The organism is Halomonas salinarum, from assembly GCF_012062845.1.
GTDB lineage: Bacteria > Pseudomonadota > Gammaproteobacteria > Pseudomonadales > Halomonadaceae > Onishia > Onishia salinarum.
The window spans coordinates 31,215-48,657 of sequence record NZ_WWNB01000024.1; the positions used below are offsets into that span (position 1 = coordinate 31,215).

Genomic DNA, 17,443 nt, shown 5'->3' on the forward strand with positions numbered 1-17,443 from the left:
GCGAAGAAACGATGGCTAGAACCCCTCCCCGTGGCGCTGCACCTGCTTGGCGCCTCACTCACTGGCGCCTGCTTCTTGCCGGCGTGCTTCTGTCACTGCCGCTGTCGCTGCAGGCGCTTGACGCTCAAGCCGCCGACGAGCCATCCGCCAAGGCAGAGGCATCGAGCGAAGCAGAATCACCAAGCGAAGCAGAATGGCCCCAAGGCCACTATCCGCTTCCCGAGGAAGGCGACATCATCGGCGAGACGAGCACCGTCATCGCCGAGAGCGATGACACGCTGCTCGACATCGGCCGCCGCCATGGCATCGGCTATGAGGAGATGCGCCGCGCCAATCCCGACATCAATGTCTGGTATCCCGGAGAAGGTACCGAGGTCGTGATTCCGTCGCGCTTCATCCTGCCTCCCGGTCCGCGGGAAGGCGTGGTGGTAAACGTTGCCGAAATGCGCCTTTACTTCTTCCCGGAACCCAAGGACGGCGAAACACCCCGTGTCGAAACCTATCCGGTCAGCGTGGGGCGCATGGACTGGAAAACGCCATTGGGCACCACGTCGATCACACAGATGGTCAAGAACCCCGCCTGGTATCCGCCCCAGTCGATCATCAAGGAGCATGCCGAAGACGGTCGCGGCAAGCTGCCAAGCGTCGTACCCGCGGGGCCTGACAACCCGCTGGGCTCGCGCAAGATGCGCCTTAACATCCCGGGTTACCTGATCCATGGCACCAACCGCCCGGACGGCATTGGCATGCGCGTCACCCATGGCTGCATCCGCATGCTGCCGGAAGACGTGGAGTCTCTGTTCGCAAAGGTCGGTGTTGGCACCACGGTTCGCCTGATCAACGAGCCGTTCAAACTGGGCTGGTCAGACGGCACACTCTACGTGCAAGCCTACCCCTACCTGGATGAAGAAGAAGGCACCACCGTCGATCGCATCACCAATGCCTTGGCGCAGGTTGACCAGGCCGTGGAAGGCCTCGACTATCCTGTCGACTATGCTCGTCTGCGGGATGTCGTCGAGGTGCCTGGTGGCTTGCCGGTCGCGCTCGAGTACACTGCCCCGCCAAGCCAGCAGAGGGCACCAAAGACCCTCTATGAGCAGCTGGAGCTGATCGCCGCCGATACCCCCAAGACCGTCGACGTGGAAGCGGCAAAGGCCCTTGTCGAGCACAGCAGAGCCTGACGATTAACGGCGCACCTTGAAGCGCTAGCCTGAGAAACGCCTCGCTAATGCGAGGCGTTTTTTTGTGTGCGCTCCGCGCGCAAGCCGCGAATATGCTCCTAAATGAGCCGACCATCACCAAAGCAGTCAGGCCCTCACTGGCTTGAACGTTCTTTGCCGCAGACAGGCACAAAAAAAGGGCCCACCTCTCGGCAGGACCCTCGCATCAAGGCCGGCGACACCATTGTGTCGCCGGCCTTCAACTACATGCGAATTACTTGCGCATGGAGCGTTCGAACATGCGATCCATTGCCTGACGGTTCTCTTCAGACATCTGCATGGCAGCGTTGGCATCGCGCTGCGCCTGGTTGGCAGTGTTCAGTGCACGGTTGGCAGTGCTGTTGGCCTGAGCGGCGTCAGCCTTGGCTTCCTGCGCAGTGGTGCGCACTTCTTCCAGAGCACCGGTAGAGGCACAACCAGCCAGCACGGCCAGTGATGCAGCGGCAGCGGTCAGCTTCAGAGCGTTAGTGATCTTCGACATGGTGTTCTCCTTGAGGGTCTTCCTTGGTTCAGCCGGGCATACCTGATTTTCTATCAGGCCCTGCTCGCTTCATACGATACAGGGCTATGCCTCGGCAGGTCGACTCTGGTAAGCCAGAGCCTTTAGGTCAATCGCCATTCCATTATAGACACAACTCGTTGTCTATATGGAAGAACAGCAATTTCCGTAGATGCAGATTAGCGGATCACTACGCGTGTGCCAATCGTCACTAGGTCCGTTAGGTGATCAATTTGCGCATTAGTGACTGCCACACAGCCTTGAGTCCAGTCGAAACGCCGGTGAATCTCGGGATCGGCCTCTCCGAGGCCATGGATACCGATGTAGCCACCCAGCACCGTATCCTGCGGAGGCTGGCCTGTTCGCCGAAGATGGCTCATGAAATCGCCATATTCGCGACCCGACATCATGCCGGCCTCCCAGGCTTCTCGAGCATGATCGGCGGTGGGAAAATCAATCCCCAGAAAAATATGGAAATCACTGTCAAGTTTGACGCGATTGATGTGAAAAACCCCGGAAGGCGTCGACTTGTCGCCCTCATGGCGAAGACGCTTCACACCGCCCCGCCCTAACGATACCGGGAAGAAGCGCTCAACCACCTTGTCGCCGCGATAGATCTCAAGGCTTGACGAGGATTGATCAATCAGCAGCCATAATTCTTGTGGGCCAGGATTCAACGACACCCTTTGTGTATCGGACGACATGGCGCCCACGGCAGCGCCGAGCGGTAACAAGGTCACAACAAGCAGAATAATCAGTCGGAGCATGGTCAGGCTCGTTATCGGAATGGCTGTAGGTTAGGCTCACAGGTTTCTACCGGATTCTTGAATCAATGACAACGTGAGCCTCTCCAAGGACTCACTATCCGTCCATGGGTTGCTGACAGCCAATCATGAGGCGCCCGATAATACTGCGGGACCGGTCGTACAGGAACGGCTGCGGCGTAGGCTATCGCCTGTCTCGCATCACTCGACTAAAGAACGTCAATGGAGCTCATCTTGCTGGACGCATTGCTTGATTCTGGCAGTCTGCTAGTGGTGTTGGCATCACTGCTCACCGTCGCCCTATGCGTGTTGCTGCATTACGAAGTATCGATGATCCTGAGCCGACGCATGGAGCGATCCACCCGCTCACAGCGCCAGCGCTTCTTGACGCTCATCTTTGGACTACTGGGAAGCCATATTGCCCAGATATGGGCCTTCGCGGCCACCATGAGCCTGCTACTGGACATGCCCGGCACAGGCGAGGTGGTGGGTATCACGGCACCGCGATTCCTGGATTTCGTCTACCTGTCGGCGATCAACTTCACCACCCTGGGGTATGGCGACATTGTACCCGACGGCCCCATCCGCTTCGTGATGGGCACCGAGGCCTTGACCGGCTTCATGTTGATTACCTGGTCGGCCTCGCTGACTTTCCTTGAAATGCAGAAGCACTGGCGGACCCATCACCCTGATCAGGATAATTAGGACATGGCGCATGAGCAGCCCCCCCCTTCGCCACTCACCTAGGCTCAGGGGCATCGGGGCCTCTTCATTCACGATTACCCGGCGCGGAAAAGCAGATAGCTGAGTGGAGCATGACCGGGATATGGGCGGAACACCAGAGAGGAGCCTACCGGACGGGTCGGCTCAGCTTGTACCTGATTGGCCTAGCAGCAAACCATTTTCGATGGGCACGTAGGTAGAAGAGGCCTGAATCAGCGCCTCTGCCGTCAGCGCCTTCACGCCGTAGACATCCACCTGCACCCCATAGCGCTCGCGCATACGACTCACCAGAAGATCGAAATCGCCGTCGCCGGACACCAGCACGACACGCTCGACATCGGCCGCCGCCTCGAATGCATCGAGGGCTATGCCTACATCCCAATCGCCCTTGGCGGAGCCATCACGGCGCTGAATGAAGGGTTTGAGCTTCACGTCAAAGCCGATGCCACGCAGGATGGCCTGAAACTGACGCTGGCGTGGATCACCGCGATCCACCGCATAGGCGTTGGCAACCACGATATTGCCGATGTCGGTAAGTCGCGCCCAGAACGCATGATAGTCGAAATGACGGCCAAAGGCCTGGCGGGTGGTGTAATAGACGTTTTGCACGTCGACAAAGACGGCGACGCGGGGAACGTCGCCTGGCGATGCGGATGCGGCCATCAGAGGCCCTCAGTGCACGGTGGAAGGAATTTCCGGTTCTTCACTTTCTTCCTGCCACAGCTTACTGCGCGTAATGGCGTGGTCAATCATCTCGCGCGCCACTTCGAAGCGGCTCTGACGCAACAGATCGCCGGCCTCCTCTGAGAAGTTGATGCGCAACAGCGGCTCGCCTTCACCCTCGGCGTGGCGCAGCACGATTTCACCGTCGTTGAGTTCGACGATTTCCAGAACAGCGGTTTCTGACATTCTGGATGAACCCTCCAGCTGATGGGGCAATAAAAAACGACCACGGCGATCATCCATGGTCGTTGTCGATATCTCTAGATTACCATCAGACGGGCCGAGACGTCATCTGAGATTGCGAGCCGCGCCAAAGGCTTCAAACGTCGCTACCATTCGACACTGGTTTCCCTTAGCTGCGACAGCGTGGTCTTGAACTCGCTGAGACAGCCAGCGAGTTCATCGCCCAATGAACGCTGGCCCGCGACAGCGATGGTCATCGGGCTAGCCACCTCACGCCGCGCCACGCCATCGACGCCATGCAGCCCGTTGAGGCGAGACAGCAACCAGCCGAGCCAGCTGTCTGGCTGTCCCGCCAATTCACGAAGCTGGGTCAATTCTGCGACAGGGGGCGCATCACGGATCAGCAGCTCTCGCCAATCATGGCGGGGAAGCCGCGCATGCTCGGTCAGCTCACGCAGCGCCGAGTTAAGCGCAAGCTCCAACAGCGCCAGCGCCCCCTCTTCACTGGCCATGCGCCGCGCCACGGCGTGTTCATCGTCACCTGCCGGCACCGCCAGCACAAGCTCAGCCTGGTAGAGCAATTGATTGGTGCGGCCACTTTGCGTCATTTCCGCTTGTCCTCCACCTGCCACTTGCTGCCATCAAAGGTCGCCTTCCAGCCAGTGGCCTTGCCTTCCTCGTCGGTCATCACAAACTGTGTCTTGGTCTTGCGTGAAAACCGAATCTGGGCCGGGCGACCATCCGGATCCTTACTGGGCGCCTTGAGCAGGAAGTGATATTTCTCGGGTAATTCCTCGGCATGCGCCTTGAGTTCACGCACCAGCGGCGGACGGGTCTCACGATTCTTGGGGAACTGACTGGCGGCCAGGAAGAGCCCACTGGCGCCATCGCGCAGCACATAGTGGTCCTCGACCTTCTGGCAGGCCAGCTCCGGCATCGGAATGGGGTCCATCTTGGGCGGTGCCACCTCACCGCTGCGCAGCAGCTTGCGGGTGTTCTTGCAGGTCTCGCTGGTACAACCAAAGTACTTGCCGAACCGGCCGCTCTTGAGCTGCATTTCGGCACCGCACTTGTCGCACTCGATGACCGGGCCTTCATAGCCCTTGATCTTGAAGTGCCCTTCCTCGATCTCATACCCCTCGCAATCAGGGCTGTTGCCGCAGATATGCAGCTTGCGGGTCTCATCGATCAGGTAGTTGTCCATGGCCGTACCGCAGATACCACAGCGGTGTTTGGCGCGCAGCGCATCGGTCTCTGCCTCTTCGCCGGCGTCAGCGGCCACGGCTTCCTCACCCGGGATAAGATCGATGGTGGTCTTGCAACGCTCCTTGGGCGGCAGGTTATAGCCCGAGCAGCCCAGAAAGACCCCCGTCGAGGCGGTGCGGATCTGCATCTTGCGCCCACAGGTCGGGCAGTCGATATCGGTCGGCACCGGCTGATTGGGCCGCATACCATCCTCGCTCTCGGCCACCTCGAGCTCCTTGCGGAACTCGCTGTAGAAGGCATCGAGCAGCTCGCGCCAGTCACGTTCACCCTCGGCCACCTCATCGAGGTTATCCTCCATGCGCGCCGTGAAGGAAAAGTCCATCAGGTCGGGGAAGGACTCGCCGAGTCGCTCGGTGACGATGTCACCGAGCTTCTCGGCGTAGAAGCGCCGGCTCTCGAGCTTGACGTAGCCACGGTCCTGAATGGTCGAGATGATCGCGGCATAGGTCGAGGGCCGACCAATCCCCCGCTTCTCGAGTTCCTTGACCAGACTCGCCTCGGTGAAACGCGCGGACGGTTTGGTGAAGTGCTGCTGCGGATGGAGCGCTTCGAGACGCATCGGCGTGCCTTCAGCAAGATCGGGAAGCGACTGATCCTCTTCCTTCTTGCCGGCGGGCTTCATCACGCGGGTGTAACCGTCGAACTTGAGTACCCGGCCCTTGGCCCTGAGCTCGTAGCCGTCGACCTCGACGGTCAGTGTGCTGGACAGGTACTCCGCCGGTGTCATCTGGCAGGCCACGAACTGACGCCAGATCAGTTCGTAGAGACGCTCGGCATCGCGCTCCATGCCCACCAGATCGGTCGCCTTGAACGCCACATTCGAGGGGCGAATGGCTTCGTGCGCTTCCTGTGCCCCTTCCTTGCTCGAATAGTGATTGGGCGTCTCGGGCAGATAGCGCGCACCGTATTCGTCGTCGATATGGCTACGCACCGCCTCGATCGCATCCTTCGACAGGTTGGTCGAGTCGGTACGCATGTAGGTGATGTAACCCGCCTCGTAGAGGCGCTGCGCCATGGTCATGGTCTTCTTGACGGAGTACCCCAGCCGGCCACTGGCGGCCTGTTGCAGCGTCGAGGTGATAAAGGGCGCATTTGGCTTGGAACGGGTCGGCTTGTCTTCGCGGGCCGTCACGGCAAGGGATGCCTTGCGCAGGTCCGCAATCCGCTCAAGGGTTTCGGCTTCGCTGGTCGGGCGAAATGCCTTGCCGTCCTGACGCACCAACTCGAAGCGAATCGGCTCGGCGTCATCCTTCGCGTTGCCCACCATCAGATCCGCGTGCACGTCCCAGAACTCTTCGGGGACGAAGGCACGAATCTCACGCTCGCGCTCGACGATCAGGCGAACGGCCACCGACTGAACCCGACCCGCGGAGAGGCCCCTTGCCACCTTGCTCCACAGCAGGGGCGAGAGCATGAAGCCCACGACCCGGTCGAGGAAGCGCCGTGCCTGCTGCGCTTCGACCCGCGGAATATTGAGCTGCCCCGGATCCTGAAAGGCTTCCTGGATGGCATTCTTGGTGATCTCGTTGAAGACCACGCGCTTGTAGCGTTCCGGCTCGCCCCCAATGGTTTCCTGCAGATGCCAGGCGATGGCCTCACCCTCGCGGTCCAAGTCGGTCGCGAGATAGACGGCATCGGCCTTTTCGGCATGTTTCTTGAGGTCTGCGACTACCTTCTCCTTACCGGGAAGGATCTCGTATTCCGCCTCCCAACCGTGCTCGGGGTCGATCCCCATCCGCCGCACCAGCTGATCCCAGGACTTGCGCTTCTTGTAGACCGCCTTCTCGTCCGGAGACATCTTGCGGGTCGCGGCCGCCTGGCGGGCACGCTCCTTGGGATCGCTGGATGCCTTACCCGAGCCGCTGGTCGGCAGGTCGCGAATATGACCCACGCTCGACTTCACGATGTAATCGTTGCCGAGATATTTATTGATCGTCTTTGCCTTGGCCGGCGACTCGACGATGACCAGTGACTTGCCCATAGAACTCCAAATAATAGTGTCAGCCCGGGCAGCATGCCCCGAGACGATCTCGTTGTGCCAACAACCATTAGCGGCTGAAAAATTCGCCTACCCTACCCCAGCGATTGGTGCGGCGCCAGTCATCGACGTGACTCGTTATCTGACCCTAGACCGCGCTGCCAGGCCTCGGCAAGGCTGTCACCACCTTTATTAAGGTCACTTCAACTGTCAACTTGGCGAGTTAAGCTCGTTATATCTGTAGTCAACAGTGTCACGTCCCCAAGAGGCATCGGGCTTTTCAGCTAGCCGGGAGCGTGGTGTACTATGATGTAGTAAAATCACTACATGGCGATTCGCCACCCGTATTCAGCCCCGATTTTCGGTCGCCATCATGCACCGAAAGCCAAGCTAACTCGTCAGGAGAGACGCATGTCGAATGCCCTTAACGGCCCGATCCGCCGCACCAAAATCGTTGCCACGCTAGGCCCCGCCAGTGACCGCGAGGGCGTGCTCGAGGAGATGATCGCTGCCGGTGTCGACGTCGTACGACTGAACTTTTCTCACGGTTCAGCGGATGACCACCGCCAGCGCCTGAGTCGCGTTCGCGAGATTGCGGACCGACTCGGCAGAAGCGTGGCGGCCCTTGGCGACCTGCAGGGACCCAAGATTCGCATCGCCCGCTTTGCCGATGGTGCTGTCACTTTGGAAGAAGGCCAGTCCTTCGTGCTGGACGTATCCCTGGACAGCAACGCTGGCGATGCCAAGCGTGTGGGCTGTGACTACAAGTCACTGGCCGACGACGTTACTGCCGGCGACATGCTGCTACTGGATGATGGCCGCCTGGTGCTTGAGGTTGAGAAAGTCAACGCCCCCGAGGTTCACACCAGGGTGGTGGTGGGCGGCAAGCTCTCCAACAACAAGGGCATCAATAAACAGGGCGGCGGGCTCTCCGCGGCGGCACTGACCGACAAGGACAAGGCCGACCTCAAGACCGCCATCGATATCGGCGTCGACTATCTGGCGGTCTCCTTCCCGCGCTCGGCGGCCGACATGCTGGAGGCCCGCGAGCTGCTGGGCGAGGCCGGCAAGGAAATTGGCCTGGTCGCCAAGGTCGAGCGGGCCGAAGCGGTCGCCGACGACGAGACCCTGGATGGCATCATCCTGGCCAGTGAAGCGGTGATGGTGGCCCGCGGCGATCTCGGCGTCGAGATCGGCGACGCCCAGCTAATCGGTGTGCAGAAGCGCATGATCCAGCGCGCGCGCAGCCTCAACCGCGCCGTGATCACCGCGACCCAGATGATGGAATCGATGATCGAGTCGCCGCTGCCGACACGCGCCGAGGTCTTCGACGTGGCCAATGCCGTGCTCGACGGCACCGATGCGGTCATGCTCTCGGCGGAAACCGCCGCCGGCGACTACCCGGTCGAAACCATTGAGGCGATGAATCGCCTGTGCCTGGGGGCAGAGCGCGAACGCAGCGCTCAGGAATCCGGCCACCGCATTCATGAAGGCTTCAGCAAGACCGATGAGACCGTTGCGCTGTCAGCGATGTATGCCGCCAACCACCTCAAGGGGGTGGCCGCCATTGCCTGCATGACAGCCACCGGCTATACCCCGCTGATCGCTTCGCGCATTCGCTCGGGGCTGCCGATCATCGGCTTCGCCCACAGCCCCATCGCCCAACGGCGTATGGCACTATATCGCGGTGTGGTGTCTCTCTACTTCAACTCCGGGGACATGAATCCCGGTGATCTGAATGAGGCAACCATCAAGGAACTGACTGATCGAGGCATCGCCGAGAGCGGTGATTACATCATCCTGACCCGCGGCGAGCACATGAACGCTCATGGCGGCACCAATACCATGCAAATCCTGTCGGTCCAATAACGGCTAACCGATCGTAGACACAGCCCAGCGAGGAACATGATTCATGAGTGAGCAACGCCCTGGACAGCAGACGACCCGCACCCTGCCCGGTCGTAAACGCATCGCCTTGATCGCTCACGATGGCAAGAAAGGTGAGCTACTCGACTGGGCAAGGCGCTGGCAGGATACCCTGGCGACTCACCAACTGGTGGGCACGGGCACCACCGCCACTCGGGTCTCCAAGGAATTGGGGCTTGAGGTTGAGGGACTGATGAGCGGCCCATTGGGCGGCGATCAACAGATTGGCGCCCGCATCACCGAACAACGCCTGGATCTCTTGATTTTCTTCTGGGACCCCTTCGCGCCGATGCCCCATGATCCTGACGTCAAGGCACTGCTGCGCCTGGCAGCGCTGTGGAATATCCCCGTGGCCTGCAACGCGGCCAGTGCCGACTTCCTGATCAGCTCTCCCTATGTGGGGGAAGAGTTTGAGATCGGCATTCCCGATGCGGGGCGTTGGGTGTCTGCGCGGGTCTAACGGCATGAGGCAGTTCGACGACGCAGGAGACGCGACAGCGTCAGCATAAACAAAAGCGCCGCCCTTAGGGGCGGCGCTTTTTTGAGGTCTGCTTTATCAGCGTCTCAGGTTATCAACATCTCAGATAGAGAATCAGGCATCACCGGAAGGCGGTGTATTCCCCTTGGACTTGCGAGCGGCGCGACGGCGCTGGGCTCTATTGCCCTTGGGGGCCTCACCGCTCCCCTTGGGGGCATCAGCGGATGCAGTGGAAGCATCAGTACCTGCAGAAGCCTCTGAGGCCTTATCCTGCTCGGCCTGAGGTTCACTGACACCCGTTTCAAGCGGAGTCTCAGCCTTCTCTTCGCCTAGCTGTTGAGCTTCATCTGACGCCGCATCACCCACCTGCGTTGCCTTGGGCTCTTGCTCAGGCTGCTCTTGCTCAGGCTGTGAATCAGCCGGCAGTCCCGGCGTGTCTTGCTGCTCACGCGTAGTATCAAGCGCGTCAGCAGAGGCCCCAGACGTCTCGGGGGTACCATTGCTTGTCGGTGACATCGCCGGACGGGCTTGATCAAAGCAGTGGCGAATCGTCTCCAGGCGCTTGGCTGCTCGCTCGCCCGGCTCGCCACTGGCAGCGAGAACATGCTCGATATGTTCCAGGTGATCGTCGATTTCCTGGTTACTGGCACCTTCCAGCATGACCGGAAGCGCATTCAGTGCCTCATGCCGATCCAGCTTGAGAATGAAGAATTGCTCTCGCACCAAGGCCTTGAAATCTTCAATCTTGAGGTTTGGCCCGAGCTCTTCGCGAGTCGCACGAAGGCGCTTGAAGTTGCGCTCGTCAGTGGACGGCGCGCCGCCCAGCACAAAAATCAGCGAGCGCATCACGGCAGCGTGCGGGCCGCCCTGGTCAACACGCGCATGCAACTCGGCCTTCCGGTTGGCCACGAAGCGCTGGTGCTCGGGCTCGATGCCCGGACGACGCCTCACCGGCTCTCCGTCAACACCCAAGCCCACCATGGTCTGCAACCAAGGCTGGCCATAGAGCTCCTGGAAGAGGCGTTCTGTCGCTTGGTCACGCACCTGCTGATAGCCTTCGAGAGAAGATTCAACCTGGTCGGACAGGGTGAACTCCATCTGGCGAAAGGCGTTATCGGGTCCGACCTGATGCCGGTCGGCGCGAATACGCTCGGCAAGCACCGGAACCGGCACCATCAAGGGATTGCGGTCAGAGAACAGCTTGTAGCCCAGGCGTATCGGATGCATACGACGGATCCAGCGCGCCGCCTCGGGTGTCATGACGGCTTTCAACCAAGGCTGCACGAGCATCTGATAGATACCCCGGTTGATCTCGGACACCCGTGCGACGGTTGCGAAACGGCGCTCGTCCTCGGCATGGGGCTGGACGATCGCATTGATGTCGTCGATACCCCGCGGAGAAAACTCCAGCAGGTAATCACCATCTACATGCACCGCCTCGGCAGCACCACTCGAGGCCTTTTCCGTCACCGTGGTCTCGTAAAGCCCCGGTGGCAGCACATCGATATAATCCATGTTGGCGGTGAACTCGGCGTGCTCCTTACGCGACACGCTGCCCGACACAAAGATACCCAGGTGCCCCGTCGTATCGTGCTGACAGTAGACGATGGTTTGTCCGTTGGCGACGATATCGTCGACATCGCCATACAGATCGCTGATCCAGCCAAGCGCCTGTGGGGGCGGCGTGATGTCATCGCCCTTCGAGCAAAACACCACGATGGGTGAGCGCACATTGCGCAGATCGATCCGACGGCCATCCCGCGTGGTCAGCCGCGCATTACTCAGCTTGTTACCCACGAACAGGTTGTCGACGATATATTGGATTTCCTCGGCACCGAGGACCACGTGACCGCCCCACCAACGCTCAAACTGCAGATAGCGTTCCGCTTCGCTGTCGACGTTGGCATACAGGCGGTACTGCTTGGTCCAGAGCGTATTGGCCGGATTGAGCTTCTCGAAGTTCTGCACGAGCAGAGCGCCATCGAAAAGCCCGGCGCCCAGATCACCGGCAAGCGCTGTGGTCCAACTGCCGCCGTTCATGCCACCGGCATAGCGCATGGGGGCCTTGCCGCGCTCGCCGGCCCAATAGGACAGCGGTGCCCCGGCAATCAGGATCGGACCGAAGCAATCGGGCTCCAGTGCCGCAGCCATCATGATTTGCCAACCCGCCTGACAGTTGCCGACAACCATGGGCTTTTCGGACAGATGATCATGGCGGGCGATGACCTCCCAAAGGAAAGCAATCTCGGCGTCCACCACATCTTCGACCGTCTGGCCCGGCACCGGGAACGGCAAAAAGCCAATGAAATAGCAGGGATGGCCGGCGCGCAGCGCCACACCCAGCTCACTATCCGGCTTGAAGCCACCGATGCCGGGGCCATGGCCCGCGCGAGGATCGACGACCACGAAGGGTCGCATGTCCGGATCGACCTCGACGCCTGCCGGCGGAAGGATGCGCATCAGTTCATAATTGACCGGCCGCGGCAAATCGCGACCGTCCATGATCAACTCAGACTCGAAGCCCAGCACATTGGGTTTGGTCTGTTCCATATGCTCGAGGTACTGATTACCTCGTTCACGCATTACATCCAGAAACAGCACCTGGCGTTCGACGGTATCGCGCCAATAATCCATGGCACTACGCCCGAACCCCAGCGGATCGAAAAACGATAAAGCCGTGTTCGTCATGGCGTTATAAGCAGCAAGCATACAATTCTCCCGATAGTCGGTGGGATGCAGGCCGTTCAAGGCCATGCTGCGATGCAATATAGCCTATCGCGAAAGCCGGCTTCCTGTCACTGACTGACGATCCGTATGCTTGTTACTGGCCCTCGACTAGAGGGTCAATTGCCATTGCCCCCTCTAGTCGCTTAGCCGTTTTCCGCTAATCGTTGCCTCTATATAAGCCAAGCCCCATAAGCTTTCTCCCAGACGCTGCCTGACGATGCTCCAGTCGATAGCATCATCTGGCCAGTTTGGTTCACTCGATCTCGATCAATACCTCGCCCGGCGTGACGCGGTCGCCCTTGGCCACGTGGATCGCTACCACGCTGCCGGCCTGGCGGGCATGCACCTCGGTCTCCATCTTCATGGCCTCGCTGATCAGTACCGCCTGACCGGCCTCGACCGTGTCACCGACGGCCACCAGCACATCGACGATATTACCCGGCATGGCCGTGGTCACGTGACCCTTGCCGGTCGCACGGGCACGACCGCCCGCACTGGCCGACCCGGCGTCATAGCTGTCGCGAGCCTCGAACACCACCGACTCCGGCATGCCGTCGAGGGTCAGGTAGACCTGGCGCTTGCCACTCATATCGCTACCGACGCCGGTGATCTGCACCTCGTAGGACTCGCCGTGGACATCGATCACGAATTCGGTCGGCGTGGCCTCGGTGACCGGACGCTGTGCATCGCTCGCCACCGACGACGGCATCGGCTCGGGCACCAGAGTGCCGTCACGACGGCTCTGGAGATAGTCACGCCCTATATCCGGGAACATGGCATAGGTCAGCACATCCTCTTCGCCCTCGGCGAGCTCACCGATGTCCGCGGTCAGGCGTGTCATCTCGGGGCTCAGCTGATCGGCCGGACGCCCTTCCTCGACCTGCTGGTTGCCGATCGCCCGTTTCTTGAGCCCCTCCTCGACCGCCGCTGGTGGCTGACCGTAGCCTCCCAGCAAGTAGCGTTTGACCTCGTTGGTGATCGATTTGTAGCGGCTTCCGGTGAGCACGTTCATCACCGCCTGTGTGCCCACGATCTGTGAGGTCGGAGTGACCAGCGGCGGGTAACCCAGGTCGGCACGTACCCGTGGAATCTCGTCGAACACCTCGCGGATCTTCGACAGGGCATTCTGCTCCTTGAGCTGATTGGCCAGATTGGACATCATGCCGCCGGGCACTTGGTTGATCTGCACCGCCACGTCTTCGCGAGTGTATTCACTCTCGTAGCCGGCGTACTTCTTGCGCACCTCACGCAGCTGATCCCCCGCCGCCTTGATAGATTCCAGATCGAGGCCAGTATCAAAGGATGTGCCCTTGAAGGCCGCCACCATCGCCTCGGTGGACGGATGACTAGTGCCCCCGGCAAAGGCCGAGTTGCAGGTATCGATATGGCGGCAGCCAGCTTCAACGGCCTTGAGGTGGCACTGCGATGCCAGGCCGGACGTGGCGTGGGCATGAAGATGCACCGGCACCTCGACGGCCTCGACGAGCGCCCCAACCAGTTCCTGGGTCGCGTAAGGCGTCAGCAGGCCGGCCATGTCCTTGATGGCGATGGAGTCGGCTCCCATGTCGACCAGGCGATGAGCATCTGCCACATAGCGCTCAAGGGTGTGGACGGGACTGACCGTATAACACAGCGTGCCCTGAGCGTGCTTGCCGCTGGCCTTGACCGCACGCATGGCCGTTTCCAGGTTACGCAGGTCATTGAGAGCATCGAAGACGCGGAAGATATCGATGCCATTGTCGGCCGACTTGGCCACGAAGCGTTCCACCACGTCGTCGGCATAGTGACGGTAGCCGAGCAGGTTCTGGCCTCGCAGCAGCATCTGCAGCGGCGTATTGGGCAAGGCTTGCTTTAGCTGTACCAGTCGCTGCCAGGGATCTTCCTTGAGAAAGCGCACACACGCATCGAAGGTTGCCCCACCCCAGACTTCCAGAGAATGAAAGCCGATGGCATCCAGCGCAGGACATACCGGCAGCATGTCTTCGGTACGCAGGCGGGTGGCGATCAGCGACTGATGACCGTCGCGTAACACGACATCGGTGATACTGACGGCATCGGCGGCAGAGGAAGCTGTTGTCTTTGTCATGGGGTTCTCCTTACAGGCCAGCGTGGGCGGCAATGGCGGCGGCAATCACCAGGGCCGCCTCTTCGGGGTTGCGCTTGACCGAGTACTGCAATAGTTCAGGGTGCGCCGGCACGAAGCCGGTATCGAAATGACCGTTACGGAAGTCTGCGTGGCGCAGGATCTCTTCGTAGTAGGGGGCGGTGGTCTTGACGCCTTGCAGGCGCATGTCATTGAGCGCCCGGATGCCTCGGTCGAGGGTTTCTTCCCAGGTCAGCCCCCAGACCACCAATTTCAGGCACAGCGAGTCGAAGTAAGGGGGGATCTGGTAGCCGGTATAGATGGCGGTATCGGTACGCACCCCCGGTCCGCCGGGGGCGTAGTAGCGGGTGATACGCCCGAAAGACGGCAAGAAATCGTTCTTGGGATCTTCGGCGTTGATGCGAAACTGGACGGCATAGCCGTGGTGATGAATATCTTCCTGGCGAAAGGACAACTTGTGGCCGCTGGCGATGCGCAGCTGTTCGCGGACGATATCGACCCCGGTGATGGCCTCGGTAATGGTGTGCTCGACCTGTACCCGGGTGTTCATCTCCATGAAGTAGATCTCGTTACCCTTGACCAGGAACTCCACGGTGCCGGCGTTTTCGTAGCCCACTGCCTTGGCCGCGCGCACGCCGAGTTCGCCGACATAAGCGCGCTGTTCAGGCGTCAACTGGGGGCTGGGGGCAATTTCGATCAGTTTCTGATTTCGACGCTGAATGGAGCAATCACGCTCGAAGAGATGGATCACGCTGCCATGTTGATCGGCAAGGATCTGAACCTCGATATGATGAGGATCGACCACGCATTTCTCGATAAAGACATCAGCAGAGCCGAACGCCTTGGTGGCCTCGGATATCACGCGTCCCCAGGCCTGCTCGAGTTGCTCGGCATTGTCGCAGCGACGGATGCCGCGACCTCCGCCGCCAGAGGTCGCCTTGAGCATGACCGGATAACCGATGCGCGCGGCCTCGGCCAACGCGTCGGCACAGTTGTCGAGATTGCCCTCCGACCCCGGGGTGACCGGCACACCCGCGTCACGCATCGCTCGTCGGGCCGCTGTCTTGTCGCCCATACGGGCGATCACGTCGGCGCTGGGGCCGACGAAGGCGATACCGGCATCTTTGCAGATGCGGGCAAACTCCTCATTCTCGGACAGAAAACCGTAGCCGGGGTGGATGGCATCGCAGCCGGTTTCACGGGCAAGATCGACAAGGCGGCGTGGATCAAGATAGCCCTCGAGGGGATCATCGCCGACCTGGTACGCCTCATCGGCGCGTTTGACGTGCAGGGCAAAGCGGTCGGGGTCGGTATAGATAGCCACCGAGCGGATGCCAAGCTCAGCACAGGCTCGCTCGATGCGCACGGCGATCTCGCCGCGATTGGCAATCAACAGCTTCTGGAACACGGTTCGAATCTCCAGGGTGGCGGGTTGCGTCCTGAGCGGGCCTGCGAAACACTCGAGAGCCCCCGGAAGGACGATGATTCAGCCTTCCTTTTCCAGCGGCTCACGGGTATCCAGCCAACCCCGCTGCAGGACGTTTTTCACGCTACCGGGTGTTGAACCAATAGAAAAATTGATATTTTTTTGCCAACCTATAAGCTATAACTTATAGCTAGATTTTTGCGGGAACACCGATGACTCGACCCAGTCTGCTCAATCGCCTGACATTTCGTCAGTTGCAGGTCTTTCAGGCCGTGTATCGCCAGCAGTCGTACTCCCGAGCAGCCGAGCAGCTAGGCCTCACCCAACCCGCGGTAAGCGCCCAGATCCGACAGCTCGAGCAGGCACTGGAGCAGCCGCTGTTCAAGTATGCCGGCAAGACCCTCCATGTACTGCCTGCCGCCGACGCGCTGGCCGCCTCGGTGACCTCGATCTTCGGCCAGGTCTCAAGTCTTCAGATGGAGCTATCCGAGATCGCCGGCACCATTCGTGGCGAGCTCAACCTGGCGGCCGTTTCCACCGCTCAGTATGTCGTCCCCCATATTCTGGCGCGCTTTCGTGCCCGCTATCCGGAAGTCACCATCCGCTTGCGGGTGTGCAACCGCAGCCAGGCCCTCGAGCGCCTGGCTGAGCGGCGCGATGACCTGGTGATCATGGGCATGGTGCCTCAGGATGCCCAACTGGCCTTCATGCCCATCCTCGATAATGAAATGATTCCGGTGGTCTGGCCCGGTCACCCGTTGCTGACGGCCGAGAAACCAAGCCTCGAGGACTTCGCCCGCCACTATGTGCTGATGCGCGAACCCGGCTCCGGGACGCGTACCGCCTTCGAAGAGTTCGCCGCGAGAGAGCGGGTATCGCTGCCGCATACCATCGAGCTTGGCACCAACGAGGCGATCAAGCAGGGCATCATGGCGCACCTGGGCGTTGCGGTATTGCCGCGACTCTCCGTGCAGTTGGAAATCGCCTCCGGCCTGCTGGCTTCGCCGAAGCTGCCTGGCTTTCCGCTCAAACGTTCCTGGTGCACGGTCTACCCCAAGGACCGGCCGCCTTCGCCGGTCACCGAGCTGTTCCTGCGCTGCGTGCGAGAGCTGCTGCCCGAGCTCAACCGCCACTTCAGTGGGCCGCTCGAACCCATGCAAGGCCACAGCGTGGTCTGCCTGCCGGCGGCAGACAGCACGCAATCCTAGTACTACAGTCGTAACTACTGCCGTGATCGTTCATGCATGGCTAGGCTTTGTCTGAAAAGTCGACGACCGAAGGATAGACAAGGCAACAATCGGTTCTTCGACGTTTCATGTGGATTTGGCCTGATCCAGCAGGCGGCCCACGGGGCTACCAATCAGGTAGATCATGGCGATGAAGTTGGCCTCGTTCCGGTAGCCGCGTGCGCGTGACCTGGCCGCCT

The 17,443-nt window shown here is 60.5% G+C and carries 14 protein-coding genes; 5 read left to right on the forward strand and 9 right to left on the reverse strand.

Features of this window, described 5'->3' with window-relative positions:
* Nucleotides 1-11: 11 nt before the first annotated feature.
* Nucleotides 12-1,181: a L,D-transpeptidase family protein gene (locus HF027_RS14180; RefSeq protein WP_168016750.1), complete on the forward strand. Its 1,170-nt coding sequence runs from the start codon at nucleotides 12-14 to the stop codon at nucleotides 1,179-1,181.
* 253 nt (nucleotides 1,182-1,434) lie between these two features.
* On the opposite strand, the gene HF027_RS14185 is transcribed toward HF027_RS14180, so the two are convergent.
* Nucleotides 1,435-1,701 (reverse strand): Lpp/OprI family alanine-zipper lipoprotein, encoded by a 267-nt coding sequence (locus tag HF027_RS14185; RefSeq protein WP_136254402.1) that lies wholly within the window; start codon nucleotides 1,699-1,701, stop codon nucleotides 1,435-1,437.
* A 197-nt stretch (nucleotides 1,702-1,898) separates the two neighbouring features.
* Nucleotides 1,899-2,486 carry a L,D-transpeptidase family protein gene (locus tag HF027_RS14190; RefSeq protein WP_245184860.1) on the reverse strand — a complete coding sequence of 196 codons (588 nt, stop codon included), beginning with the start codon at nucleotides 2,484-2,486 and terminating at the stop codon, nucleotides 1,899-1,901.
* Between the two features lie 219 nt (nucleotides 2,487-2,705).
* On the opposite strand from HF027_RS14190, the gene HF027_RS14195 reads away from it, so the two are divergent.
* The gene (locus tag HF027_RS14195) at nucleotides 2,706-3,188 is read left to right on the forward strand and encodes a potassium channel family protein (RefSeq protein ID WP_168016752.1); all 483 of its coding nucleotides are present in this window, start codon (nucleotides 2,706-2,708) and stop codon (nucleotides 3,186-3,188) included.
* Nucleotides 3,189-3,350: 162 nt separating this feature from the next.
* On the opposite strand, the gene HF027_RS14200 is transcribed toward HF027_RS14195, so the two are convergent.
* The 4 genes from HF027_RS14200 to topA form a co-directional block, all read right to left on the reverse strand.
* Nucleotides 3,351-3,869 (reverse strand): NYN domain-containing protein, encoded by a 519-nt coding sequence (locus tag HF027_RS14200; protein WP_168016754.1) that lies wholly within the window; start codon nucleotides 3,867-3,869, stop codon nucleotides 3,351-3,353.
* A gap of 9 nt (nucleotides 3,870-3,878) precedes the next feature.
* Nucleotides 3,879-4,115, reverse strand: a complete 237-nt coding sequence (locus tag HF027_RS14205) for a hypothetical protein (protein ID WP_136254399.1) — start codon at nucleotides 4,113-4,115, stop codon at nucleotides 3,879-3,881.
* A 143-nt stretch (nucleotides 4,116-4,258) separates the two neighbouring features.
* Nucleotides 4,259-4,720 (reverse strand): DUF6586 family protein, encoded by a 462-nt coding sequence (locus HF027_RS14210; protein ID WP_168016756.1) that lies wholly within the window; start codon nucleotides 4,718-4,720, stop codon nucleotides 4,259-4,261.
* Nucleotides 4,717-7,359, reverse strand: coding sequence for a type I DNA topoisomerase (topA, locus tag HF027_RS14215; RefSeq protein ID WP_168016758.1), 2,643 nt, complete (start codon nucleotides 7,357-7,359; stop codon nucleotides 4,717-4,719). Before topA ends, HF027_RS14210 begins: the two co-directional genes overlap by 4 nt.
* A 408-nt stretch (nucleotides 7,360-7,767) precedes the next feature.
* On the opposite strand from topA, the gene pyk reads away from it, so the two are divergent.
* A complete protein-coding gene (gene pyk, locus HF027_RS14220) occupies nucleotides 7,768-9,225 on the forward strand; it encodes a pyruvate kinase (RefSeq protein ID WP_168016760.1) in 1,458 nt (485 codons plus the stop codon).
* A gap of 43 nt (nucleotides 9,226-9,268) precedes the next feature.
* Nucleotides 9,269-9,742 (forward strand): methylglyoxal synthase, encoded by a 474-nt coding sequence (locus HF027_RS14225; RefSeq protein ID WP_168016762.1) that lies wholly within the window; start codon nucleotides 9,269-9,271, stop codon nucleotides 9,740-9,742.
* A 132-nt stretch (nucleotides 9,743-9,874) separates the two neighbouring features.
* Here the strand turns inward: HF027_RS14225 and HF027_RS14230 are convergent, their stop codons facing one another.
* From HF027_RS14230 to HF027_RS14240, 3 genes are all read right to left on the reverse strand, one after another.
* Nucleotides 9,875-12,469: a DUF3141 domain-containing protein gene (locus tag HF027_RS14230; RefSeq protein WP_168016764.1), complete on the reverse strand. Its 2,595-nt coding sequence runs from the start codon at nucleotides 12,467-12,469 to the stop codon at nucleotides 9,875-9,877.
* 271 nt (nucleotides 12,470-12,740) lie between these two features.
* Entirely contained in the window at nucleotides 12,741-14,573 is a 1,833-nt protein-coding gene (gene oadA, locus HF027_RS14235; RefSeq protein WP_168016766.1) for a sodium-extruding oxaloacetate decarboxylase subunit alpha, read from the reverse strand.
* A 10-nt stretch (nucleotides 14,574-14,583) separates the two neighbouring features.
* On the reverse strand, nucleotides 14,584-15,999 hold the full coding sequence (locus tag HF027_RS14240; RefSeq protein WP_168016768.1) for an acetyl-CoA carboxylase biotin carboxylase subunit: 1,416 nt from the start codon (nucleotides 15,997-15,999) through the stop codon (nucleotides 14,584-14,586).
* 230 nt (nucleotides 16,000-16,229) lie between these two features.
* On the opposite strand from HF027_RS14240, the gene HF027_RS14245 reads away from it, so the two are divergent.
* A complete protein-coding gene (locus tag HF027_RS14245; RefSeq protein ID WP_168016770.1) occupies nucleotides 16,230-17,225 on the forward strand; it encodes a LysR family transcriptional regulator in 996 nt (331 codons plus the stop codon).
* The last annotated feature ends 218 nt before the right edge of the window (nucleotides 17,226-17,443 follow it).